Consider the following 19,435-nt stretch of genomic DNA (forward strand, 5'->3'; position numbering starts at 1 on the left):
TACTCCAGACAATGACATAAAAAAGAGAGGCGATGACATGCATCGCCCATTAATTCAGAAAAATCAGAGATTAGTGATTCGCCCGCAGCGTGGCGCTGAAGCCAAGCTGATTGAGCAGCGCCGCGCTCTCCGCCTCATCACAGATCACCTGCAGCGAAGACCACTCGCGGCGCTCGACATACTGCTTGCGCAGGCGATCAAATTCGCCCGGCTGCGCGGCCACTTTGCGCAGCGGCGCATCGTCGCGGCGCACATCATACACCAGATGCACCAGTCGTTTCAGCGTCGGCTGATCGAGCTTGCCGTGCAGCGTAAGGGTGCCAAACTCGGGGCGCGGCAGCAGCGTGTCCAGCGCCACCTGCTGCGGCTGACCAATAAATTCGCTCCACGCCTCAAACACCTGGGTGGTGCCGCGCGCTTTCCCTTCAAGGGTATAACCGGCGATATGCGCGGTGGCGATATCGACCTTGTCCAGCAGATCGAGGTTGAGATCCGGCTCCGGTTCCCACACGTCCAGCACCACGCTGAGATCGTTACGCAGCCGGAGCACCTCCAGCAGCGCAGCGTTATCCACCACCGGACCCCGGCAGGCATTGATCAGAATGGTGTTGGGGCGCAGCGCCATCAGCAGTGCGGCATCTGCCAGATGCCAGCTTTTATAGCGCCCATCTTTAAACAGCGGCGTGTGAAAGGTCAGGATATCGGCCTGCGCCACCAGCGCGTCGAGCGAGTGGAAATCTTCGTCATCGCCGCGATCGGCGCGCGGCGGATCGCACAGCAGGGTTTTTACTCCCCACGCGGCGAGGCGTTTAGCCAGCCGTCCGCCCACGTTACCGACGCCGACGATGCCCACGGTGCGATCGCGCAGATCAAAGCCGTCGCGTTCGGCCAGCAGCAGCAGCGCGGAGAAGACATATTCCACCACCGCAATCGCGTTACAGCCCGGCGCGGCCGAGAAGCCGATACCGGCCGCCGCCAGCGAGGCATCATCGACATGATCGGTGCCGGCAGTGGCGGTGCCGACAAACTTCACCGGCGTGCCGGCCAGCAGTGCGGCATCCACTTTGGTGACGGAGCGCACCATCAGCGCGCTGGCATCCTGCAGTTCGGCTGCCGGCAGCGGGCGGCCCGGCACCGCCACCACCTCTCCGGTGCGGCTGAACAGTTCACGGGCGTAGGGCATATTTTCATCGACGAGAATTTTCACGGCGGCGGTCCTGTCTGCTTGAAATAAACGGGGCATATCATGGCACAAAGCCGGGGATTAACCTAACCGACTGCGATAGCGATCCGGCGTGGTGCCCGCCTGCTGCTGAAACATCACGATCAGCGCGGAGGCGGAGCTGTAACCCAGCTCGTGGGCGATGCCCTGCACGCTGCAGCCCTGCTCCAGCAGCGCAATCGCGCGCAAAAAGCGTAAACGCTGGCGCCACTCGCTGAATGACATCTGCAGCTGCTGCTGACAGCGCCGCGCCAGCGTACGCTCAGTGGTAAACACGCGCTTCGCCCATTGTGCCAGCGTGGTGTTATCACCCGGGTTCTCTTCCAGCGCGCGCAAAATCGGTGCGAGGAATTTATCGTCGGACATCGGCAGATAGCTGGTGTTCACCGGTGCAAGACGCAGCCGATCAATCAGCACTTCGCACAGCCGCCAGTCGGCGTCGCTCTGCGGCTGCTCCAGCGCGCGGCGGGCAAAATCATTCATGATGGCGTGCACGATGGCGTCCACGCTCAGCAGGCAGGCTTTCTCCGGCATGCCGGCGCATAAATCCGCGGCAAGGTTGAAGGTGCGAAACTGCGCCTGACAGTGGTTGTAGCTGCTGTGGCGCTGGCCCGGCGGGATCCAGATCGGCATTTCGGCTGGCGTCAGCAGCCGCTCGCCCTCCACTTCCATCTCCAGCACGTGGCTGGTGACAAATATCGCCTGGCCCCAGTCGTGCTGGTGCGGCAGGTATTCGGTTTTGGCGTTGGTTTGCTCATAGCGCATGAAAAAACGCAGCAGCGGCGCGTCGCGCGGTGGCTGATACTCAACCTGAAGATTCATTCTGTCCGGTCACTAACGAATTTTGTCCGATTTTAACTATCTGCTTTAAACCGGTCAAACGTAAGCTAGTCGCGATTTACATTTGGAGCCGTACTATGAACTTATTGTTACCGCTGGTGGCGGTGCTGATCTGGTCGATCAACACCATCGTCAGCAAGCTGTCTGCCGGCAGCATCGATCCTGCTGCCATCTCTTTTTACCGCTGGTTGCTGGCGCTGCTGGTACTCACGCCGTTCTGCCTGCCGGGCGTATGGCGCCATCGTCACACCATCAAAACCCAGCTGTGGCGCTTACTGGTGCTGGGCCTGCTCGGCATGGTGCTGTACCAGAGCCTCGCCTATTATGCGGCACACAGCGTTTCGGCGGTGATGATGGGGATTCTTGGCGCCACCATTCCGCTGCTGACCATCCTGCTCAGCCTGGTGGTACTGCGCCTTGCGCCGACGCGCGGCATTCTGATTGGCGGCCTGCTGTCGTTTGCCGGGCTGGTGTGGCTGGTGAGCGCCGGCAACCCGGCGCAGCTGCTCAGCCAGCGCCTCGGTAACGGCGAGCTGATGATGCTGGCGGCCTCAACTTCCTACGCGCTGTACGGCGTACTGACGAAGCGTTGGGCGATTCCGCTGCCGACGTGGCAAAGCCTGTACGTGCAAATCTTCTTCGGCGTGCTGTTGCTGCTGCCCGGCTTCTGGCACGCGCCGGAGGTGGCGCTGAACGCCGACAATATTCCGCTGGTACTGTTCGCCGGGCTGTTTGCCTCGATTGTGGCGCCGTTCCTGTGGATCCTTGGCGTGCAGCGCCTCGGCGCCAGCACCACCAGTATTTTCATGAACGTGGTGCCGGTGTTTACCGCCCTCATTGCCGTGCTGTTCCTGCACGAACAGTTGCATGCTTATCACTGGATTGGCGGCGGTCTGACGCTGGTCGGGGTGATCCTGGCGCAGCGGCTGAAAACCCCGCTGCGTAAAGCGCGCGCGATGACTCCACCGATCAGCGAAAGCTAACCGTCACCCGCAGGCCGCCCAGCTGCGGGCTGCGGTCCAGCTGCAGCTGCGCGCCGTGCCAGGCGCAGATATCCTGCACCAGCGCCAGTCCAATGCCCGCCCCGGGCTGGCTGGCGTGATCGAGCCGGCCAAACGGCTGCAGCGCCTGCCGCTGCTGATCCGCCGCGATGCCCGGCCCGCTGTCTTCAATCTCCAGCACCTTTTGCCGCAGCCGCGCGGTCACCGTGCCGCCGTGTGGTGTGTATTTGATAGCGTTGTCCAGCAGATTGGCGCACAGCTCGGCCAGCAACAGCGCATCGCCCTGCACCTGGCTCGCCGCCTGCTCTTCAAACCCCAGGTCGATCTGTTTACGCCGCGCCGCCGCATAACCGCTAAAACAGGCCTGCTGCACGATGTCGCTGAGATTGACCTCACTGAAAGGCTTGTCTTCGCCGTGACGCGCCTTGATTTGCGCCAGCTGCAGCAGGCGATCGGTGAGCTGAACGGTGTCGTCCAGCGTGTGGCGCATGCCCTGCAGGCTTTCGCGCCACTGCTGCGGATCGTCGCTGCTGAGCGCGACGCCCACCTGGGTTTTCAGGATGGTGAGCGGCGTGCGCAGCTGGTGCGACACATCGGCGCTAAAGCGCTCCTGCCTTGCCAGCAGTCCGCGCAGCCGCTCCAGATGGCGGTTGAAGGCGACGATCAGCGGCTGCAGTTCTGACCACGGCAGCAGCGACGGCAGCGGCGTTAGTTCGCCCGGCGCGCGGCGCAGCATCATGCGCGACAGCCGGCGCAGCGGGCGCAGCACTTTCCGCAGCAGCAGCCCGGCCAGCAGCAGCGTGATCAGCACCAGAAAACTCTGGCTGATCAGCGCGGTGCGCAGCAGACTGTCGGCAAAGGCGTGACGTGAATTGAGCGTTTCCGCCACCAGTACCAGCGCCATGCCCTGCACGCCCTGCTCATTCACCGGCTGCCACAGCGCGGCCACGCGAATCGGCTGCTTGCGGTAGTGCGCATCGTAGAAATGCACCAGCGCCGGATAGACATCGGACAGCGGCGCGTTGCCCGGCACCAGCGGTAAATCAGGGTAGCCGGACAGCGTGTGCCCTTCAGGCGAAATCACCTGGTAGAACAGCTGATCGTTCATGTTGCGCTCAAAGCTGTCCAGCACCACCCACGGCACATCCACCTCCAGCCGCTGATGACGTACCACCAGCCGCTCGGCCACGGTGCGCGCCGAGGCCAGCAGCGAGCGATCATAGGCCTGATTTGCCGCCTGCAGCGCGCTCTGATAGTGGGTGTAGACCGATAATCCCCACAGCAGCAGCAGCGGCACCCCCAGCCATGCCAGCAATTCGCCGCGCAGCGAGTGAATCAGTCGCACGGCTGAACCTCGAGGCTGTAACCGAGCCCGCGCAGCGTAACGATTGCCACGTCACTACCCGCCAGCTTTTTGCGTACCCGATGCACATACAGCTCAATGCTCTCCGGGCTGGCCTCATCCGCCAGCGTGAAGGTCTGCTCGTACAGATGCTGGCGCGACACCGGCCGACCCGGGCGCTGCATCAGCGTCGACAGCACGCTGGCCTCGCGCGGCGTCAGCGGCAGCGGTTTGTGATTCAGCAGGAAATAGCCTTCCGCATCGCGCTCCAGCTGGCCAAGGCTTTGCGTCTGCGTTGCCTGGCCCTGGCTGCGGCGCAGCAGCGCGCGCAGCCGCGCGTCCAGCTCGTCCAGCTCAAACGGTTTAGTGAGGTAATCATCGGCGCCGGCATTCAGTCCCTGCACGCGCTGCTGCAGCGCGCTCTGTGCGGTCAGCAGCAGCACCGGCACGTGTTGCCCACGCCGGCGCAGGCGCGCCAGCACCGCCAGGCCATCGAGCCGCGGCAGCGACACGTCCAGCACCACCAGCGCATAGTCTTCGCTTTGCAGCACATGGTCCGCCGCCACCCCGTCGGCCACCCAGTCCACGGCGAAGCCTTTTTGCGTCAGCGCTTTCCGCAGCCAGTTGGCCAGCTCCACGGTATCTTCCACCAGTAAGAGACGCATATCACATCCTGTTAGTTTTGCCGATGGCTGAAAGGTAAATGAAAGGTTGCTGCTTTAACAATTCAGCAACCCCGAATGTTCGGTGGCAATCACACTCTGGAAGAAACAATGGAGCGACAGATGAAAAAAACAATGCGCACCGCCTTTGCCACAACCCTGCTGGCTTTTTCCCTCGCGGCGGCTCAGGCCGCAGCACCCGAGCGAACCGAATGTATCGCCCCGGCCAAACCCGGCGGCGGTTTTGATCTGACCTGTAAACTGATCCAGGTTTCCTTGCAGGAAACCGGGCAGATCACCACGCCGATGCGCGTAACCTACATGCCCGGTGGCGTCGGTGCCGTGGCCTATAACGCCATCATTGCGCAGCGGCCCGCCGAAGCAGGCACGCTGGTGGCCTTCTCCGGCGGGTCGCTGCTGAACCTGTCGCAGGGCAAGTTTGGCCGTTACTCGGTGGATGATGTGAAGTGGCTGGCGGCCGTCGGCACCGACTACGGCATGGTGGCGGTGCGTGCCGATGCACCGTGGAAAACGCTGGGCGAGTTACTGGCGGCGATGAAGAACGATCCGACCAAAGTGGTGGTCGGTGCCGGCGCCTCCATCGGCAGCCAGGACTGGATGAAAACGGCGCTGCTGGCGCGGGAAGCCGGTATCGATCCGCGCAAAATGCGCTATGTGGCGTTCGAAGGCGGCGGCGAACCGGTCACCGCGCTGCTTGGCAATCACATCCAGGTGGTGTCAGGCGACATGAGCGAAATGGTGCCTCATCTGCAAAGCGGCAAGATGCGCGTGCTGGCCGTGATGAGCGATAAACGTTTGCCGGGCGAACTGGCTGACATCCCGACCGCCAAAGAGCAGGGCTTTAACGTCGAGTGGCCGATCATTCGCGGCTATTACCTCGGCCCTAAAGTCAGCGACGCCGATTATCAGTGGTGGGAACAGGCGTTTAAAAAACTGGTCACCACCAAAGAGTTTCAGCAGCAGCGCGATCTGCGCGGCCTGTTTGAGTTCAACCTGTTCGGGAGCGAGCTGGACGCCTACGTGAAAAAACAGGTGGCTGACTATCGCGAACAGGCGAAATCCTTCGGCCTGGCGAAATAACGGAGGCGCACATGAGCGATCGTATTTTTGCTGCCGTCTGGCTGGTGCTGTGCCTGGCCGGACTGTTTATCGGCTGGCAGATTCAGAGCGAGTACAGCTACGAGCCGGTTGGCCCGCGCCCTTTCCCGCTGCTACTGCTCGGGCTGATGGCGATCTGCGCAGTGATGATGCTGCTGCGCAAGCCGGACAGCGTGCAGTGGCCGGTGGCCTCAACGCTGAAAAAGCTGCTGGCGCTGTGCGTGATGCTAATCGTCTACGGCTGGCTGTTTGAGCGTCTTGGTTTTGCCCTGTGTACCACGCTGCTGACCTTTGGCATCGGCATGCTGTTTGGTGCGCGCTGGTGGGCGGCGGCGCTCTCCGGCGCGGTAATGGGCATTTCACTGTTCTACGCCTTCGATCATCTGCTGGATGTCACCCTGCCCTTCGGCAGCTGGCTGAGCTAACGGGAGTCACTTATGGATACCTGGTCTTTTCTGATACAGGGCTTCGCCGTCGCCATGACGCCGGAAAACCTGATGATTGCCCTAATAGGCTGCTTTATCGGCACCATCGTCGGCCTGCTGCCGGGGCTGGGGCCGATTAACGGCGTCGCAATTCTGATGCCGCTGGCGTTTGCGCTGCACTTACCGGCGGAATCCGCGCTGATCCTGCTGGCAACGGTGTATATCGGCTGCGAATATGGCGGGCGCATCTCGTCGATTCTGCTCAACGTGCCGGGGGATGCCGGGGCGATCATGACGGCGCTGGATGGCTATCCGATGGCGCAGCAGGGCAAAGCCGGCGTGGCGCTGTCGATTTCGGCGGTCAGCTCGTTTATCGGCTCGACCATTGCCATCATCGGCATCATTCTGTTTGCGCCAATCCTCGCCAACTGGTCGCTGGCGTTTGGTCCGGCAGAGTATTTCGCGCTGATGGTGTTCGCCATTGCCTGTCTCGGCAGCATGATGAGCCACAACCCGCTGAAGTCGTTTCTTGCTGCACTGATCGGCCTCGGCATGGCGACGGTGGGCGTCGATGCGAATACCGGCGTTTATCGCTTTACCTTTGACAGCGTGCATCTCTCAGACGGCATCCAGTTTGTGGTGGTGGTCATCGGTCTGTTCTCGGTGAGCGAAATTCTGCTGATGCTGGAGTCCACCAGCAGCGGCCAGAAGATGGTGCGCGCCAGCGGCCGCATGCTGTTCAATATGAAAGAGGCGGCACAGGCCACCGGCGCAACGCTGCGCGCCTCATTCATTGGCTTCTTTGTCGGCGTGCTGCCAGGGGCCGGCGCCACCATCGCCAGCGCCATTGCCTATATGAGTGAGAAGAAAATCAGCGGCAGCGATCAGTTTGGCAAGGGTGACATTCGCGGCGTGGCAGCGCCGGAAGCGGCGAACAACGCCTCAGCCTGCGGATCGTTTATCCCGATGCTGACGCTGGGCATTCCCGGCTCCGGCACCACGGCGGTGATGGTCGGCGCGCTGACGCTGTATAACATCACGCCCGGTCCGGCGATGTTTACCGAGCAGCCGGACATCGTCTGGGGGCTGATCGCCGCGCTGCTGATCGGTAACGTGATGCTGCTGATCATGAACATCCCGATGATCAACATCTTTGCGCGCATGCTGACCATTCCGCTGTGGTTCCTGGTACCGGCAATTGCCGCGATTTCGGCGGTGGGCGTGTATGCGGTGCACAGCACCACCTTTGACCTGCTGCTGATGGTCGGGCTGGGCATTTTCGGCTATATCCTGCGTAAGATGGATTTCCCGATGTCGCCGCTGATTCTCGGCTTTGTGCTGGGCGAAATGCTGGAACAGAACCTGCGTCGCGCGCTGTCAATCAGCAACGGCAACCTGCCAATTCTGTGGGAAAGCCTGATCTGTAAAGTGCTGCTGGTGCTGGCTGTCGCCGTGCTGGTGGTGCCGCTGCTGTGGAAGCGCTGGCGTCGCAAGCGCATGAAGCTGGCCGCCGCCGAATAAATCCGTGTCTTATTGTTTTTCTCCCTGCCGCCCCCGTGGATTTCCCGGGGGCTTTTGCTATCATGTGCCATCGTTTTTCCGGCGCACCCGGATCTGACTCGTTTTCAAGGATTCCGCCATGCAACCTCTCAGCGGTCCCGGTGTGCCCGCGGGCGATCGTTCCTCTGTTAACCCGGCTAACGGCACCGGCCGCCCCGGCGCGGCACTGGGCGACCAGCCGCTCTCCCCGGCCCAGCGCACCACGCTGGAACGCCTGATCGTCCGTATCATGTCACTCAGCACGCTGAAAGCGCCCGAACTGTGGGCTGGCATACGCCACGAAGTAGGCGTGAAAAATGACGCCGAACTGCAGTCGCGCCATTTTCCGGCGGCGGAGCAGCATCTCAACAGCCGTCTGACGCAGGTGCAGAACAGCCACGCCACGCGTCAGCTGTTGCAGCAGCTGCTGGAAAAGCTGCCGCAGGGCAACAATCGCCAGGCGGTGAGCGATTTTATCCGCCAGCAATTTAACCAGACGGTGTTGAGTGCGCTGAGCCAGGATCAGCTGCGTCAGGTGCTGACCATGCTACAGAACGGTCAGATGGCTATCCCGCAGCCGCAGCAGACGCGCACCACCGATCGCACCCTGTTACCGGCCGAACAGCAGGCGCTCAACCAGCAGGTCACGCGCCTTGCCGCCGCGACCGGGGAATCGCCGGTAAAAGTGCTGGCCGACACGCTGAAACTGGTCAATCTGAAGAGCGGCGACCCGGTTCCGTCACGCCACTTCCCGCTGCTGACGCAGTTTTTGCAGGTGCGCCAGACGCTGAGCCAGCACAGCGCACCGACGCTGCAGCTGCTGGAAAGCTCGCTCAAACAGCCGCTGAGCCACGACGAGCAGCGCATGCTGGAGGATTACAGCCTGCAGCGCTTCCAGGCCACCCCGCAGACGTTGCTGACGCCGGCGCAGAGTCAGGATCTGCTGATGCTGCTGTTCAGCCGCCGCGCCGAGCGCAACAGCGAAACGCCGCTGGCCGACAGCGAGCTGCGTCCGCAGCCAATCTGGGCACCGTTTGTTGAAATTCTGCCGCGTCCACTGGCGCAGCGCCCGGCGCTGACGCTGGTGCTCGGCCTGGCGCTGTTCTTCTTTTTGCTCTGGCTGCTGCTGTAGTTAAGCCATCGCACTCAGCAACCGCACTCCGCCGCGGGTGCAGCGGCGGGCCACTCGCCTGCCGCCGCGCCCCACGCCATCGGGTGGCCGTCGCGCTTCCAGAAATCCAGCCCGCCTATCAGCTCTTTAACCTGAAACCCCAGCTCAGCCAGCTTTAGCGCCGCTTTGGTCGAACCGTTGCAGCCGATGCCGTCGCAGTAAGTCACGTAGACGCGGTGACGATCGAGCCGCGCGGTGCTGGCCGCATCCATCTCGCGATGCGGCAACGACAGCGCGCCGCAGATATGTCCGGCCTGATACGCGTCGCGGCTGCGGGCATCAATCACCACAATCTGCGTGACGCCCTGCGCCAAATCCGCCGCCAGATCCCAGGCATCGGTGTAATAGCTGAGTTTGTGCTGCAAATAAGCCACGCTGTGCTGCGGGCTGGCGGGCGGATAAAACAAAACGGCTGACATGGCATTCTCCTGTTGTGATGTCCCTGCAGTGTACGGCAAAGTGGTCTGCATCCTGATACCACTTTGACCGTAACGATAAGACCATTATGCATCACGCCTTTTTGCCACTGTTTCGCCATCAGACGCAGGGCGGCTTACGTCAGCGGCTGTGCGCTACGCTGCGCCAGGCCATTATCAGCGGCCATTTGCGCTTCGGGCAGAAGCTGCCCTCCAGCCGCCAGCTGGCTGCCGATCTGGCGCTGTCACGCGTGACGGTCGAAGCCGCTTACAGCCAGCTGGAGAGCGAAGGCTACGTGCAGCGGCACAGCGGACGCGGCACCTTCGTCGCTATCGCCCTGCCACCGCCGGCGGAAAAGGCGACAGCGCAGCGCGCACCGCGCTTTTCGCAGCGCGGCACGCAGGTGCTGGCGACCGGTGGCTGCCAGGATCCCCCTTTTCCCCTTGCCTTTGCCGCCGGATCACCGGAACTGCGCGCGTTTCCGCACCGTCAGTGGCAGCGGCTGAGCCACAGCGTACAGCGCGCGCTGGGCAGTCAGGTGATGGGCTATGGCGATCCGCTCGGTTATGCGCCGCTGCGCCAGGCGGTGGCAGATTATCTGGCGCTGTCGCGCGGCGTGCGCTGTACGGCTGAGCAGGTCATCATGCTCACCAGTTCACAGCAGGCGCTGCAGCTGCTGGCGCTGATGTTTCTGGATGCAGAGGATGAAGTGTGGCTGGAGGAGCCGGGCTACCGTGGCGCGCGGAACGCCTTTCTCGCCGCCGGTGCCCGCTGCCGCGCCATGCCGCTGGACGATCAGGGCGCGCGGCCACTCAGCGGCCGGGCGCAACTGGTGTATCTGACGCCCGGCCACCAGTATCCGACCGGCACACCGATGAGCCTCGCGCGGCGGCTGCAGTGGCTGGCGTGGGCACGTCAGCACGACAGCTGGCTGATCGAGGATGACTACGACAGTGAATTTCACTATGACGGTCGCCCGGCGCCGGCGCTGCAGGGCATGGAAGCCGATAGCCGGGTTATCAGCCTGGGGACTTTTTCCAAAACCCTGTTTCCATCGCTGCGGCTGGCGTGGATGGTGGTGCCCGCGGCGCTGGTGACGGCGCTGGGTCGCGCGCGCAGCGTACTGGACGGCCACAGCGCCCTGCTGCCGCAGGCGATCACCGCCGAATTTATCCAGCAAGGCTATTTCGCCAGCCACCTGCGGCTGATGCGTCAGCTCTATCATAGCCGGCGCGATCGGCTGCTGGCGCAGCTGGAACAGCATCTGCAGCCGTGGCTGCGGCCGCTGCCGGCGACAGGCGGGTTGCAATTGACGGTTGAGTTATTACAGGGAGATGAGGCGCGGCTCACGCAGCAGGCGCAGGCAGACGGTCTGCTGCTGCCGCCGCTGTCACCTCTTTACGCCGGCGCATCGCCACAGCAGGGCTGGATACTCGGCTTTGCGGCGTTGACGCCCGGCGAAATTGACCGCGCCTGCGCGAAGCTGGTTAGGCTGCTGGCAAGGTAAATTCGTCAGCGACAAAAACAACAAAGGCCGGATTAACCGGCCTTTGAGCATTAGCGTAAGCGTTACGCCTGGTATTTACGCAGGGTCAGCGTGGCGTTGGTGCCACCAAAGCCGAAGCTGTTGGACATCACCGTGGTCAGCGCTTTTTCGGTTGGCTGCGTCACAATGTTCATGCCTTTCGCTGCGTCATCCAGCTGTTCCACGTTAATGCTTGGCGCGATGAAGCTGTGCTCCAGCATCAGCAGAGTGTAAATCGCTTCCTGCACGCCTGCCGCACCCAGCGAGTGACCGGTCATGGCTTTGGTCGCAGAGATGTATGGCGTGTTGTCGCCAAACACTTCGCGAATCGCGCCCAGCTCTTTCACGTCGCCGACTGGCGTTGACGTGCCATGGGTGTTGAGGTAGTCGATTGGCGTATCCAGACCCTGCATCGCCATCTTCATGCAACGCACCGCGCCTTCGCCTGACGGTGCCACCATGTCAGCGCCGTCAGAGGTTGCGCCGTAGCCGACGATCTCAGCGTAGATGTGGGCACCACGCGCCAGTGCATGCTCCAGCTCTTCCACCACCACCATACCGCCGCCGCCGGCGATCACGAAACCGTCACGGCTGGCATCGTAAGTACGCGAGGCTTTTTCCGGGGTTTCGTTGTATTTAGTCGAGAGCGCGCCCATGGCGTCGAACTCACAGGCCATTTCCCAGCTCAGCTCTTCGCCGCCGCCAGCAAATACCACATCCTGTTTGCCCAGCTGAATCTGCTCCACCGCGTTACCGATGCAGTGTGCTGACGTCGCGCACGCCGAGCTGATGGAGTAGTTGACGCCGTGGATTTTGAACGGCGTGGCCAGGCAGGCAGAGACACCGGACGCCATCGCTTTGGTCACCACGTACGGGCCAACGCCTTTCAGGCCGCGCGGGCCACGCATCGCGTCGGCACCGAACACCTGATAACGCGGGGAACCGCCACCGGAACCGGCAATCAGACCGACGCGCGGGTTGTTCTGGTACTGCTCATCCGTCAGGCCGGAATCTTTGATTGCTTCTGCCATCGACAGATAGGCATAGATTGAGGCATCACTCATGAAACGCACGATTTTGCGATCGATGAGCCCGTTAGTGTCCAGTTTGACGTTACCCCATACATGGCTGCGCATGCCGGCATCTTTCATCTCTTCGGAGAAAGTGATTCCGGAACGGCCTTCACGCAGGGAAGCCAGCACTTCCTGCTGGTTATTACCAATACTGGAAACGATACCCAGGCCAGTAATCACTGCACGTTTCATTCAATAGTCCTCATTCCACTTCTTTTGGATTGACGTGCACTCTAGCTTACAGTTGTACGCCGAACAAGTCCGATCAGCCATTTCCTTTTGTAAATTTGCGTCATGTGACGCCACTCGCTAAAATCGCGCCACTGCCTGAAAAATGAGCCTTTCCCGTGAAGTTATCCCCGGTTGAACACGCGCAATTAAACTGGAACGATCAGGGTACACCTGTTTCCCGAGCGTTCGACGACGTCTATTTCTCCAACGACAACGGACTGGAGGAGACGCGCTATGTGTTCCTCGACGGTAACCATCTTCCGCAGCGATTTGCCGCACATCCGCGCGATCTGTTCATCGTTGCCGAGAGCGGTTTTGGCACCGGACTCAACTTTCTTACCCTGTGGCAGGCGTTCGATCGCTTCCGCGCCGCCCATCCGCAAGCCGGCTTGCGCCGCCTGCACTTCATCAGCTGCGAAAAATACCCGCTGACCCACGCCGATCTGGTGAGCGCGCACGCGCACTGGCCGGAACTGGCCCCGTGGGCCGGACAGCTACAGCAGCAGTGGCCGCTGGCCCTGCCCGGCTGTCAGCGCCTGCTGTTCAATGGCGGCGAGGTGACGCTGGATCTGTGGCTGGGTGATATTAACGCGCTGATTGATACTTTTGATGACAGCCTCAACGGCCAGGTTGACGCGTGGTTTTTAGATGGCTTCGCGCCGGCGAAAAACCCGGAGATGTGGACACCGGCGCTGTTCGCCGCCATGGCGCGGCTGGCGCGTCCCGGCGGCACCTTCGCCACCTTTACCTCGGCGGGCTTTGTGCGGCGGGGCTTACAGCAGGCCGGCTTCAGCGTGGCGAAGCGCAAAGGCTTCGGCCACAAGCGTGAAATGCTGACCGGCGTGCTGGACAGCGCCCCCGGGCAGCTAGCGGCTCAGCCGTGGTATGCGCGTCCGCAGGCCGCCAGCCGCGAGGTGGCGCTGATTGGCGGCGGCGTGGCCAGCGCGGTGCTGGCGCTGGCGCTGCTGCGGCGTGGCTGGCAGGTTACGCTGTACTGCGCCGATGCCGCCCCGGCGCTCGGCGCATCGGGTAACCGTCAGGGCGCGCTCTATCCGTTGCTTAACCAGCACGATCCGGCGCTCGCCACTTTTTTCCCGGCGGCATTCAGCTTTGCCCGCCGCCTGTACGATGCGCTGCCGGTGATATTCGAACATCAGTGGAGCGGCGTGCTGCAGCTCGGCTGGGATGCCAAAAGCGCGGAGAAGATCGCGCAGATGCTGAGCATGGATCTGCCGCACGAGCTGGCGCACGGCGTCAGCCCGCAGCAGGCTCAGCAGCTGGCCGGCGTCGATCTCGACTGCGGCGGCATTTTCTATCCACAGGGCGGCTGGCTGTCGCCGTCACAGCTCACCAGCAATCTGCTGGAGTATGCCCAGACTCAGGGGCTGCGCATGCACTGGCTGCATCGCGTGACGCAGCTGGTCCGCCAGCAGGCAGGCTGGACGCTGCAGTTCGCCCAACAGCCTGCGGTAAGCCATCAGCAGGTGGTGCTGGCCAACGGCCATGCGCTGCAGGCGATCGGGCAAAGCCGCGATTTGCCGGTGTATGCGGTGGCCGGTCAGGTCAGCCATGTGCCGACCAACGCGGCGCTGAACCCGCTGCGCACCGTGCTGTGTTACGACGGCTATCTCACCCCGGTCAGCCCGAACTTTGCCACGCACTGCATCGGTGCCAGCTACCATCGCGGTGAGACGGCAACCGCTTTCCGCGCCGACGATCAGCAGGAGAATCGCCAGCGGCTGATTAACTGTCTGCCGCAGGTCAGCTGGCCGACACAGGTTGACGTCAGCGCTGATGAAGCGCGCAGCGGCGTGCGCTGCGCCACGCGCGATCACCTGCCGATGAGCGGCAGCGTGCCGGATTACGCGGCGACGCTCAGTGAGTATGCGGATTTACCGGCGCAGCGCGCGCGCGGCGAGCAGATTGCGGACGCGCCGGTGCATCCCGGCCTGTTCGTGCTTGGCGCACTGGGGTCGCGCGGACTGTGCAGCGCGCCGCTGGCAGCAGAAGTGCTGGCGGCACAAATGAGTGGCGAGCCGCAGCCGCTGGACAGCAGCACGCTGGCGGCGCTGCATCCCAACCGTTACTGGGTGCGCAAATTGCTGAAAGGGAAAAAGGCAGGACGCTAAAGCGCGGGGCGAGCGATCGCCCCGGCCAGTCAGGCAGTGAGGCGCGCCTGAGTAAACAGGTTATCCCACATACCCACCACCAGCGCCTGGTCGCGCGGCGACAGCTCACCGGCGGCGATGGCGTTTTGCAGGCTGTTGGTGACCTGAATCTGCAGCGCTTCCGGCGTGTGTTCGCCGCTCTGCTCAATTTCCGCTACTGCCAGCGTCAGATGGCCACGCAGATAACCGCTGGCAAACAGTTCGTCGTCGCTGGCGTGTTCGACCATATCGTCAATCAGCGCCAGAATGCGGGACTCGAATTCTACGATCATCTTCTCATCATCCTTCATTTATCGGAGTGCGGCTCACAGATCTTCCGGCCACGGAAACTGTGCCGCCGTCAGTGCAGGCGTACCATAATAGCTGGCTAACGCATCAATAAAGCGCGCCGGACGCGCCGGAATGCCATGCTGCAGATAATGCATCACCTGCGCATGCACCTTGCGCTGAAACGCGATGCGATCCGGTTCACAATCGCCGTCGAGATTGTCACAGCTGACGTTGAAGGGAAAGCCGGCTGCCACACAGAACAGCCACTCCAGCGCCTGCGGCTTAATCTCCACCGCTTCAAACTGGCCCTGCGTTTGCGCATCGCGCCCGTCCGGGCAGTACCAGTAACCAAAATCTACCAGTTTGCGCCGCGCTTCACCGGCAATGCACCAGTGCGAAATTTCGTGCAGCGCGCTGGCATAAAAGCCATGGGCAAACACCACGCGGTGCCACGGTGAGGTGTCATCCGCTGGAAGATAAATAGGTTCATCATCGCCTTTAATTAGACGCGTCTGAAAATCGTCAGCAAAGCAGCCGTCAAAAATCTCCACCAGCTGCTGATAATGGTGCTCTTTACTCATAATATTTTAATCTTTAAACAAACCGCCGCCATTGTCGCACTGGCGGCCGGTTTTGACGAGTGCGGATTACAGTGCGGCAAACCAAGCGAGAATGACACTGCCGTGGCTGTCCCACAACAGCTTAGCGCTCATCACGGCAGACACCGTCACCACCATCGGGCGAATCAGCTTCTGACCGCGGCTCAGCACCAGCCGTGCGCCGAGGCGTGCGCCAATAAACGCCCCCAGCAGCATAATCACGCCGGTGCCCCACACCACCTTGCCGCCGAACATAAAGAACAGCAGACTGGCGAAGTTGGAGGTGAAATTTAGGATTTTGGCGTGGGCGGTGGCTTTGGCCAGATTGAAGCCGCAAAGCGTGACGAAGGCCAGCGCATAAAACGAGCCGGCACCCGGGCCGAAGAAGCCATCGTAAAAGCCGACGCAGCCCCCGCCCACCAGCGCAAACGCCAGGCCGTGCAGGCGCTGCTCGCGATCGGCCTCGCCAAGACGTGGCATCAGCAGGAACCACAGCCCGATGCTGATCAGCAGCAGCGGCAGAATCTGGCGCAGTATCTCAGCCTGAATATGCTGAATCAGCAGCGTTCCGCCAATCGCGCCGAGAAAGGTCATGGCGATATTCAGCCGCTGCTCGCGCAGTTTCACCGCGCCGCGCCGCACAAAATAGAGGCTGGCCGAGAAGGAGCCGCCGACCGATTGCAACTTGTTGGTCGCCAGCGCCTGCGCCGGCGAAAGACCGGCCGCCAGCAGCGACGGCACGGTCAGCAGACCGCCACCGCCAGCGATGGAATCAATAAAGGCCGCCAGCACCGCGACCAGAAACAGCACGCCAAGCACCACCGGGCTGACAACAAACAGATCCATCTCAGGTTCCTACAGTAGATGCTTATCAAGTAACGCCTGGCAGGAAGGCGGCAACGGCGGCGGCGACTTCTTCACCGGCGGCGTAGTGCCCGGCTTCTTCGGCAGGAACCAGCTCTCCAGCTCTGCGCCGCAGCCATCGCCCGGCGGCGGTGGCGCCTGATCTTCACACTCCAGGCTGCCCGGCGGACAGCGCAGGCGCACGTGCATGTGTGCCCGGTGGGCGAACCACGGCCGCACTTTGTTGAGCCACGCACGATCGTTACCGGCATCGGCACAAAGCTGCTTTTTAATCGCCGGATTGACGAAGATGCGCGTGACGTCGTCATCTTTCGCCGCCAGCTTGATCAGGCTGTCGATCTGCGGCTGCCAGTGGCGCGCAATCACCTGGCGGTCGCCCGGCCCAACCAGATCGAGCGGCTGCGGCTTCAGCAGCTGCTGTGCCGTCCAGCGGCTCTGCGGCAGCTGCAGCCAGATATCCACGTCGAGACCGGTCTGATGGCTGGCGTGACCGCTGCTAAAACGTCCGCCGGCGGCCATGCCCATATCACCAATCAGCACCTGGCCCAGCTGCAGCTGATGTGCCTGGGTGCTGAGGCGCTGGATAAAGGCGATCAGGTCCGGATGGCCGTAATAACGACGCTGATCCTGACGCATCACCTGATAGTTAGGCGAGTTGAGCGGCAGCTGCTGCGCCCCGACGATACAGCCGTTGGCAAAGCTGCCGATGGACTGCGGGCTGCCGGCAATCGGTTGATGGATTTGCTGCCACGGCGTGGCAGCCAGGCTGACCGCACTGCACAGCAGCGCGGCAAGGGAGATAAGCAGGCGGCGTATCATGCGGCTTACCAGCGCGGGACGCTGCTGTTGACGTCAGCGTTCTGCCCACGCTGGCGCAGCAGGTGATCCATCAGCACAATAGCCATCATCGCTTCCGCGATCGGTACCGCGCGGATGCCAACACAGGGATCGTGACGGCCTTTGGTAATCATCTCCACTTCCGCGCCGTCGCGGGTGATGGTGTTGCCCGGCACGGTGATGCTGGAAGTGGGCTTCATCGCCAGGTTGGCGCTGATGGTCTGACCGCTGCTGATCCCGCCGAGAATGCCGCCGGCATGGTTGCTTTGAAAACCGTTGCTGCGGATTTCATCACGATGCTGACTGCCGCGCTGGTTGATGACCGCGAAACCATCACCAATCTCCACGCCTTTCACCGCGTTAATGCTCATCAGCGCGTGCGCCAGGTCGGCGTCAAGGCGATCGAACACTGGTTCACCGAGGCCCGGCGGCACGTTTTCGGCCATCACCGTGACTTTGGCACCGATGGAGTCGCCCTCTTTTTTCAGCGCGCGCATCAGTTCGTCCAGCGCATCGAGTTTGTCGGCATCGGGGCAGAAAAATGGGTTATCTTCCACGATACTCCAGTCTTTCAGTTCGCAGGCGATGTCGCCAATCTGCGCCAGATAGCCGCGCACCACGATGCCGTGCTTCATCTGCAGATACTTTTTAGCAATGGCACCGGCCGCTACGCGCATGGCGGTTTCGCGGGCCGAGGAGCGGCCGCCGCCACGATAGTCGCGCAGGCCATATTTCTGTTCGTAGGTGTAATCCGCATGGCCGGGACGGAACAGATCTTTAATGGCGCTGTAATCCTGCGAACGCTGGTCGGTGTTTTCAATCAGCAGACCGATGGAGGTGCCGGTGGTGACGCCTTCAAACACGCCGGACAAAATCTTCACCTGATCCGGCTCGCGGCGCTGGGTGGTATAGCGCGAAGTGCCGGGACGACGACGATCGAGATCGTGCTGAATATCGGCTTCGGTCAGCGGGATGCCGGGCGGCACACCATCAACAATGCAGCCAAGCGCAATACCGTGCGACTCGCCAAAGGTGGTAACGCGAAAAAGTTGTCCGATGCTGTTTCCGGCCATGGGGGTTCCTTGTTGCGATGTTGCGGGCGAGCGCTCGCCCCGATTTTTAGTCTTTATAGAATGAGAAGTGCGACTGCGCCGCGACGATTTGATCGCGCGTCAGCATGAACACGCCATCACCGCCGTTATCAAACTCCAGCCAGGTAAAAGGCACGTCCGGATACTGCTCCATCATGTGCACCATGCTATTACCGACTTCGCAAATCAGCACGCCCTGCTCGCTGAGGTAGTCCGGCGCGCAGGCCAGGATGCGGCGCACCAACTTCAGGCCGTCGCTGCCCGCGGCCAGGCCGAGTTCCGGCTCGTGGCGATATTCGTTCGGCAGGTCGTCCATGTCTTCGGCATCGACGTACGGTGGATTGGTGACGATCAGGTCATATTTAACCTGCGGCAGATTGCGGAACAGGTCGGCGCGAATCGGCGTGACGTGATGCAGCAGACCGTGCTCTTCGATATTCTGTTCAGCCACGGCCAGCGCGTCGGTGGAGATATCCACGGCATCCACTTCCGCTTCCGGGAAGGCGTACGCACAGGCGATGGCGATACAGCCGCTACCGGTGCACATATCGAGAATGTGGCGCGGCGCGCCGTCGATCAGGCCGGCAAAGCGGTTTTCGATCAGCTCGCCAATCGGTGAACGCGGCACCAGCACGCGCTCATCGACGTAGAATTCATGGCCGCAGAACCAGGCTTTGTTGGTGAGGTAGGCCACCGGAATGCGCTCGTTAACGCGACGGATTACGCGTTCCACGATGCGGTGACGTTCGCTGGCGGTCAGGCGCGCGTGGCGCATGTCTTCCGGAATATCCAGCGGCAGCCACAGCGTCGGCAGCACCAGTTGGACCGCTTCGTCCCAGGGATTGTCCGTGCCGTGGCCGTACCAGATGCCTGCCGCCGAAAAGCGGCTTACTGCCCAGCGCAGCATATCCTGAATGGTGTGCAGTTCGTTCACTGCCTCATCGACGAAAATCTTGTCCACGTAGCCCTCCGCAGGCCATAAAATCAATCGGCCGATAGTGTGCCATGAAGCCGGGCAGAATTCAGCGCAGCGAGGTGA

The 19,435-nt window shown here is 62.0% G+C and carries 19 protein-coding genes; 7 read left to right on the forward strand and 12 right to left on the reverse strand.

Annotated features, from left to right (window positions below; all coding sequences use genetic code 11):
- Positions 1–70 precede the first annotated feature (70 nt).
- Positions 71–1,207, reverse strand: coding sequence for a 4-phosphoerythronate dehydrogenase PdxB (gene pdxB / locus CBW22_RS14765; RefSeq protein WP_088517061.1), 1,137 nt, complete (start codon positions 1,205–1,207; stop codon positions 71–73).
- Positions 1,208–1,264: 57 nt separating this feature from the next.
- Positions 1,265–2,044 (reverse strand): AraC family transcriptional regulator, encoded by a 780-nt coding sequence (locus CBW22_RS14770; RefSeq protein ID WP_021509174.1) that lies wholly within the window; start codon positions 2,042–2,044, stop codon positions 1,265–1,267.
- 95 nt (positions 2,045–2,139) lie between these two features.
- Between CBW22_RS14770 and CBW22_RS14775 the strand changes: the two genes are divergently transcribed.
- Positions 2,140–3,045, forward strand: coding sequence for a DMT family transporter (locus CBW22_RS14775; protein WP_088517062.1), 906 nt, complete (start codon positions 2,140–2,142; stop codon positions 3,043–3,045).
- On the opposite strand, the gene CBW22_RS14780 is transcribed toward CBW22_RS14775, so the two are convergent.
- Together CBW22_RS14780 and tctD are read right to left on the reverse strand one after the other, a co-directional pair.
- Positions 3,032–4,408, reverse strand: coding sequence for a sensor histidine kinase (locus tag CBW22_RS14780; RefSeq protein WP_088517063.1), 1,377 nt, complete (start codon positions 4,406–4,408; stop codon positions 3,032–3,034). The two genes, CBW22_RS14775 and CBW22_RS14780, sit on opposite strands and share 14 nt — an antisense overlap.
- Positions 4,399–5,070, reverse strand: coding sequence for a transcriptional regulator TctD (tctD, locus tag CBW22_RS14785; RefSeq protein ID WP_088517064.1), 672 nt, complete (start codon positions 5,068–5,070; stop codon positions 4,399–4,401). The genes CBW22_RS14780 and tctD overlap by 10 nt, the downstream gene beginning before the upstream one ends.
- A 132-nt stretch (positions 5,071–5,202) precedes the next feature.
- On the opposite strand from tctD, the gene CBW22_RS14790 reads away from it, so the two are divergent.
- From CBW22_RS14790 to flk, 4 genes are all read left to right on the forward strand, one after another.
- Positions 5,203–6,168, forward strand: coding sequence for a tripartite tricarboxylate transporter substrate binding protein (locus CBW22_RS14790; protein WP_241492952.1), 966 nt, complete (start codon positions 5,203–5,205; stop codon positions 6,166–6,168).
- A gap of 11 nt (positions 6,169–6,179) precedes the next feature.
- Positions 6,180–6,611 (forward strand): tripartite tricarboxylate transporter TctB family protein, encoded by a 432-nt coding sequence (locus CBW22_RS14795; RefSeq protein WP_021509169.1) that lies wholly within the window; start codon positions 6,180–6,182, stop codon positions 6,609–6,611.
- Positions 6,612–6,623: 12 nt separating this feature from the next.
- Positions 6,624–8,132, forward strand: a complete 1,509-nt coding sequence (locus CBW22_RS14800) for a tripartite tricarboxylate transporter permease (protein ID WP_088517065.1) — start codon at positions 6,624–6,626, stop codon at positions 8,130–8,132.
- A gap of 118 nt (positions 8,133–8,250) precedes the next feature.
- On the forward strand, positions 8,251–9,282 hold the full coding sequence (gene flk, locus CBW22_RS14805; protein ID WP_021509167.1) for a flagella biosynthesis regulator Flk: 1,032 nt from the start codon (positions 8,251–8,253) through the stop codon (positions 9,280–9,282).
- A gap of 14 nt (positions 9,283–9,296) precedes the next feature.
- On the opposite strand, the gene CBW22_RS14810 is transcribed toward flk, so the two are convergent.
- On the reverse strand, positions 9,297–9,740 hold the full coding sequence (locus tag CBW22_RS14810; RefSeq protein WP_058769886.1) for a rhodanese-like domain-containing protein: 444 nt from the start codon (positions 9,738–9,740) through the stop codon (positions 9,297–9,299).
- 86 nt (positions 9,741–9,826) lie between these two features.
- Here CBW22_RS14810 and pdxR point away from each other — a divergent pair, with 86 nt between their 5' ends.
- Positions 9,827–11,245, forward strand: a complete 1,419-nt coding sequence (gene pdxR, locus CBW22_RS14815; protein WP_088517066.1) for a MocR-like pyridoxine biosynthesis transcription factor PdxR — start codon at positions 9,827–9,829, stop codon at positions 11,243–11,245.
- A gap of 62 nt (positions 11,246–11,307) precedes the next feature.
- On the opposite strand, the gene fabB is transcribed toward pdxR, so the two are convergent.
- The gene (gene fabB / locus CBW22_RS14820) at positions 11,308–12,528 is read right to left on the reverse strand and encodes a beta-ketoacyl-ACP synthase I (protein WP_021509164.1); all 1,221 of its coding nucleotides are present in this window, start codon (positions 12,526–12,528) and stop codon (positions 11,308–11,310) included.
- Between the two features lie 155 nt (positions 12,529–12,683).
- On the opposite strand from fabB, the gene mnmC reads away from it, so the two are divergent.
- A complete protein-coding gene (gene mnmC, locus CBW22_RS14825; RefSeq protein ID WP_088517067.1) occupies positions 12,684–14,696 on the forward strand; it encodes a bifunctional tRNA (5-methylaminomethyl-2-thiouridine)(34)-methyltransferase MnmD/FAD-dependent 5-carboxymethylaminomethyl-2-thiouridine(34) oxidoreductase MnmC in 2,013 nt (670 codons plus the stop codon).
- Positions 14,697–14,725: 29 nt separating this feature from the next.
- On the opposite strand, the gene CBW22_RS14830 is transcribed toward mnmC, so the two are convergent.
- From CBW22_RS14830 to prmB, 6 genes are all read right to left on the reverse strand, one after another.
- A complete protein-coding gene (locus CBW22_RS14830; RefSeq protein ID WP_010617478.1) occupies positions 14,726–15,007 on the reverse strand; it encodes a YfcL family protein in 282 nt (93 codons plus the stop codon).
- A gap of 33 nt (positions 15,008–15,040) precedes the next feature.
- The gene (locus CBW22_RS14835; RefSeq protein WP_021509161.1) at positions 15,041–15,586 is read right to left on the reverse strand and encodes an elongation factor P hydroxylase; all 546 of its coding nucleotides are present in this window, start codon (positions 15,584–15,586) and stop codon (positions 15,041–15,043) included.
- Positions 15,587–15,652: 66 nt separating this feature from the next.
- Positions 15,653–16,450 (reverse strand): sulfite exporter TauE/SafE family protein, encoded by a 798-nt coding sequence (locus CBW22_RS14840; RefSeq protein WP_058758411.1) that lies wholly within the window; start codon positions 16,448–16,450, stop codon positions 15,653–15,655.
- A 9-nt stretch (positions 16,451–16,459) separates the two neighbouring features.
- Complete coding sequence (gene mepA, locus CBW22_RS14845; RefSeq protein ID WP_394802577.1) at positions 16,460–17,287, reverse strand: penicillin-insensitive murein endopeptidase; 828 nt, start codon at positions 17,285–17,287, stop codon at positions 16,460–16,462.
- A gap of 5 nt (positions 17,288–17,292) precedes the next feature.
- A complete protein-coding gene (aroC, locus tag CBW22_RS14850) occupies positions 17,293–18,378 on the reverse strand; it encodes a chorismate synthase (RefSeq protein WP_021509158.1) in 1,086 nt (361 codons plus the stop codon).
- A gap of 46 nt (positions 18,379–18,424) precedes the next feature.
- Positions 18,425–19,357, reverse strand: a complete 933-nt coding sequence (gene prmB / locus CBW22_RS14855; protein WP_021509157.1) for a 50S ribosomal protein L3 N(5)-glutamine methyltransferase — start codon at positions 19,355–19,357, stop codon at positions 18,425–18,427.
- Between the last annotated feature and the right edge of the window lie 78 nt (positions 19,358–19,435).

It is taken from the genome of Pantoea sp. VS1, assembly GCF_002207995.1.
Classification (GTDB): domain Bacteria; phylum Pseudomonadota; class Gammaproteobacteria; order Enterobacterales; family Enterobacteriaceae; genus Pantoea; species Pantoea dispersa.

Bases quoted from the DNA above. Each gene is read 5' to 3' on its own strand.
- CBW22_RS14800 (WP_088517065.1), top strand. From the start codon at position 6,624: ATGGATACCTGGTCTTTTCTGATACAGGGCTTCGCCGTCGCCATGACG.
- tctD (WP_088517064.1), bottom strand. From the start codon at position 5,070: ATGCGTCTCTTACTGGTGGAAGATACCGTGGAGCTGGCCAACTGGCTG.
- flk (WP_021509167.1), top strand. From the start codon at position 8,251: ATGCAACCTCTCAGCGGTCCCGGTGTGCCCGCGGGCGATCGTTCCTCT.
- mepA (WP_394802577.1), bottom strand. From the start codon at position 17,287: ATGATACGCCGCCTGCTTATCTCCCTTGCCGCGCTGCTGTGCAGTGCG.
- CBW22_RS14790 (WP_241492952.1), top strand. From the start codon at position 5,203: ATGCGCACCGCCTTTGCCACAACCCTGCTGGCTTTTTCCCTCGCGGCG.
- CBW22_RS14775 (WP_088517062.1), top strand. From the start codon at position 2,140: ATGAACTTATTGTTACCGCTGGTGGCGGTGCTGATCTGGTCGATCAAC.
- CBW22_RS14770 (WP_021509174.1), bottom strand. From the start codon at position 2,044: ATGAATCTTCAGGTTGAGTATCAGCCACCGCGCGACGCGCCGCTGCTG.
- aroC (WP_021509158.1), bottom strand. From the start codon at position 18,378: ATGGCCGGAAACAGCATCGGACAACTTTTTCGCGTTACCACCTTTGGC.
- CBW22_RS14795 (WP_021509169.1), top strand. From the start codon at position 6,180: ATGAGCGATCGTATTTTTGCTGCCGTCTGGCTGGTGCTGTGCCTGGCC.
- fabB (WP_021509164.1), bottom strand. From the start codon at position 12,528: ATGAAACGTGCAGTGATTACTGGCCTGGGTATCGTTTCCAGTATTGGT.
- CBW22_RS14835 (WP_021509161.1), bottom strand. From the start codon at position 15,586: ATGAGTAAAGAGCACCATTATCAGCAGCTGGTGGAGATTTTTGACGGC.
- CBW22_RS14830 (WP_010617478.1), bottom strand. From the start codon at position 15,007: ATGATCGTAGAATTCGAGTCCCGCATTCTGGCGCTGATTGACGATATG.
- pdxR (WP_088517066.1), top strand. From the start codon at position 9,827: ATGCATCACGCCTTTTTGCCACTGTTTCGCCATCAGACGCAGGGCGGC.
- CBW22_RS14840 (WP_058758411.1), bottom strand. From the start codon at position 16,450: ATGGATCTGTTTGTTGTCAGCCCGGTGGTGCTTGGCGTGCTGTTTCTG.
- CBW22_RS14810 (WP_058769886.1), bottom strand. From the start codon at position 9,740: ATGTCAGCCGTTTTGTTTTATCCGCCCGCCAGCCCGCAGCACAGCGTG.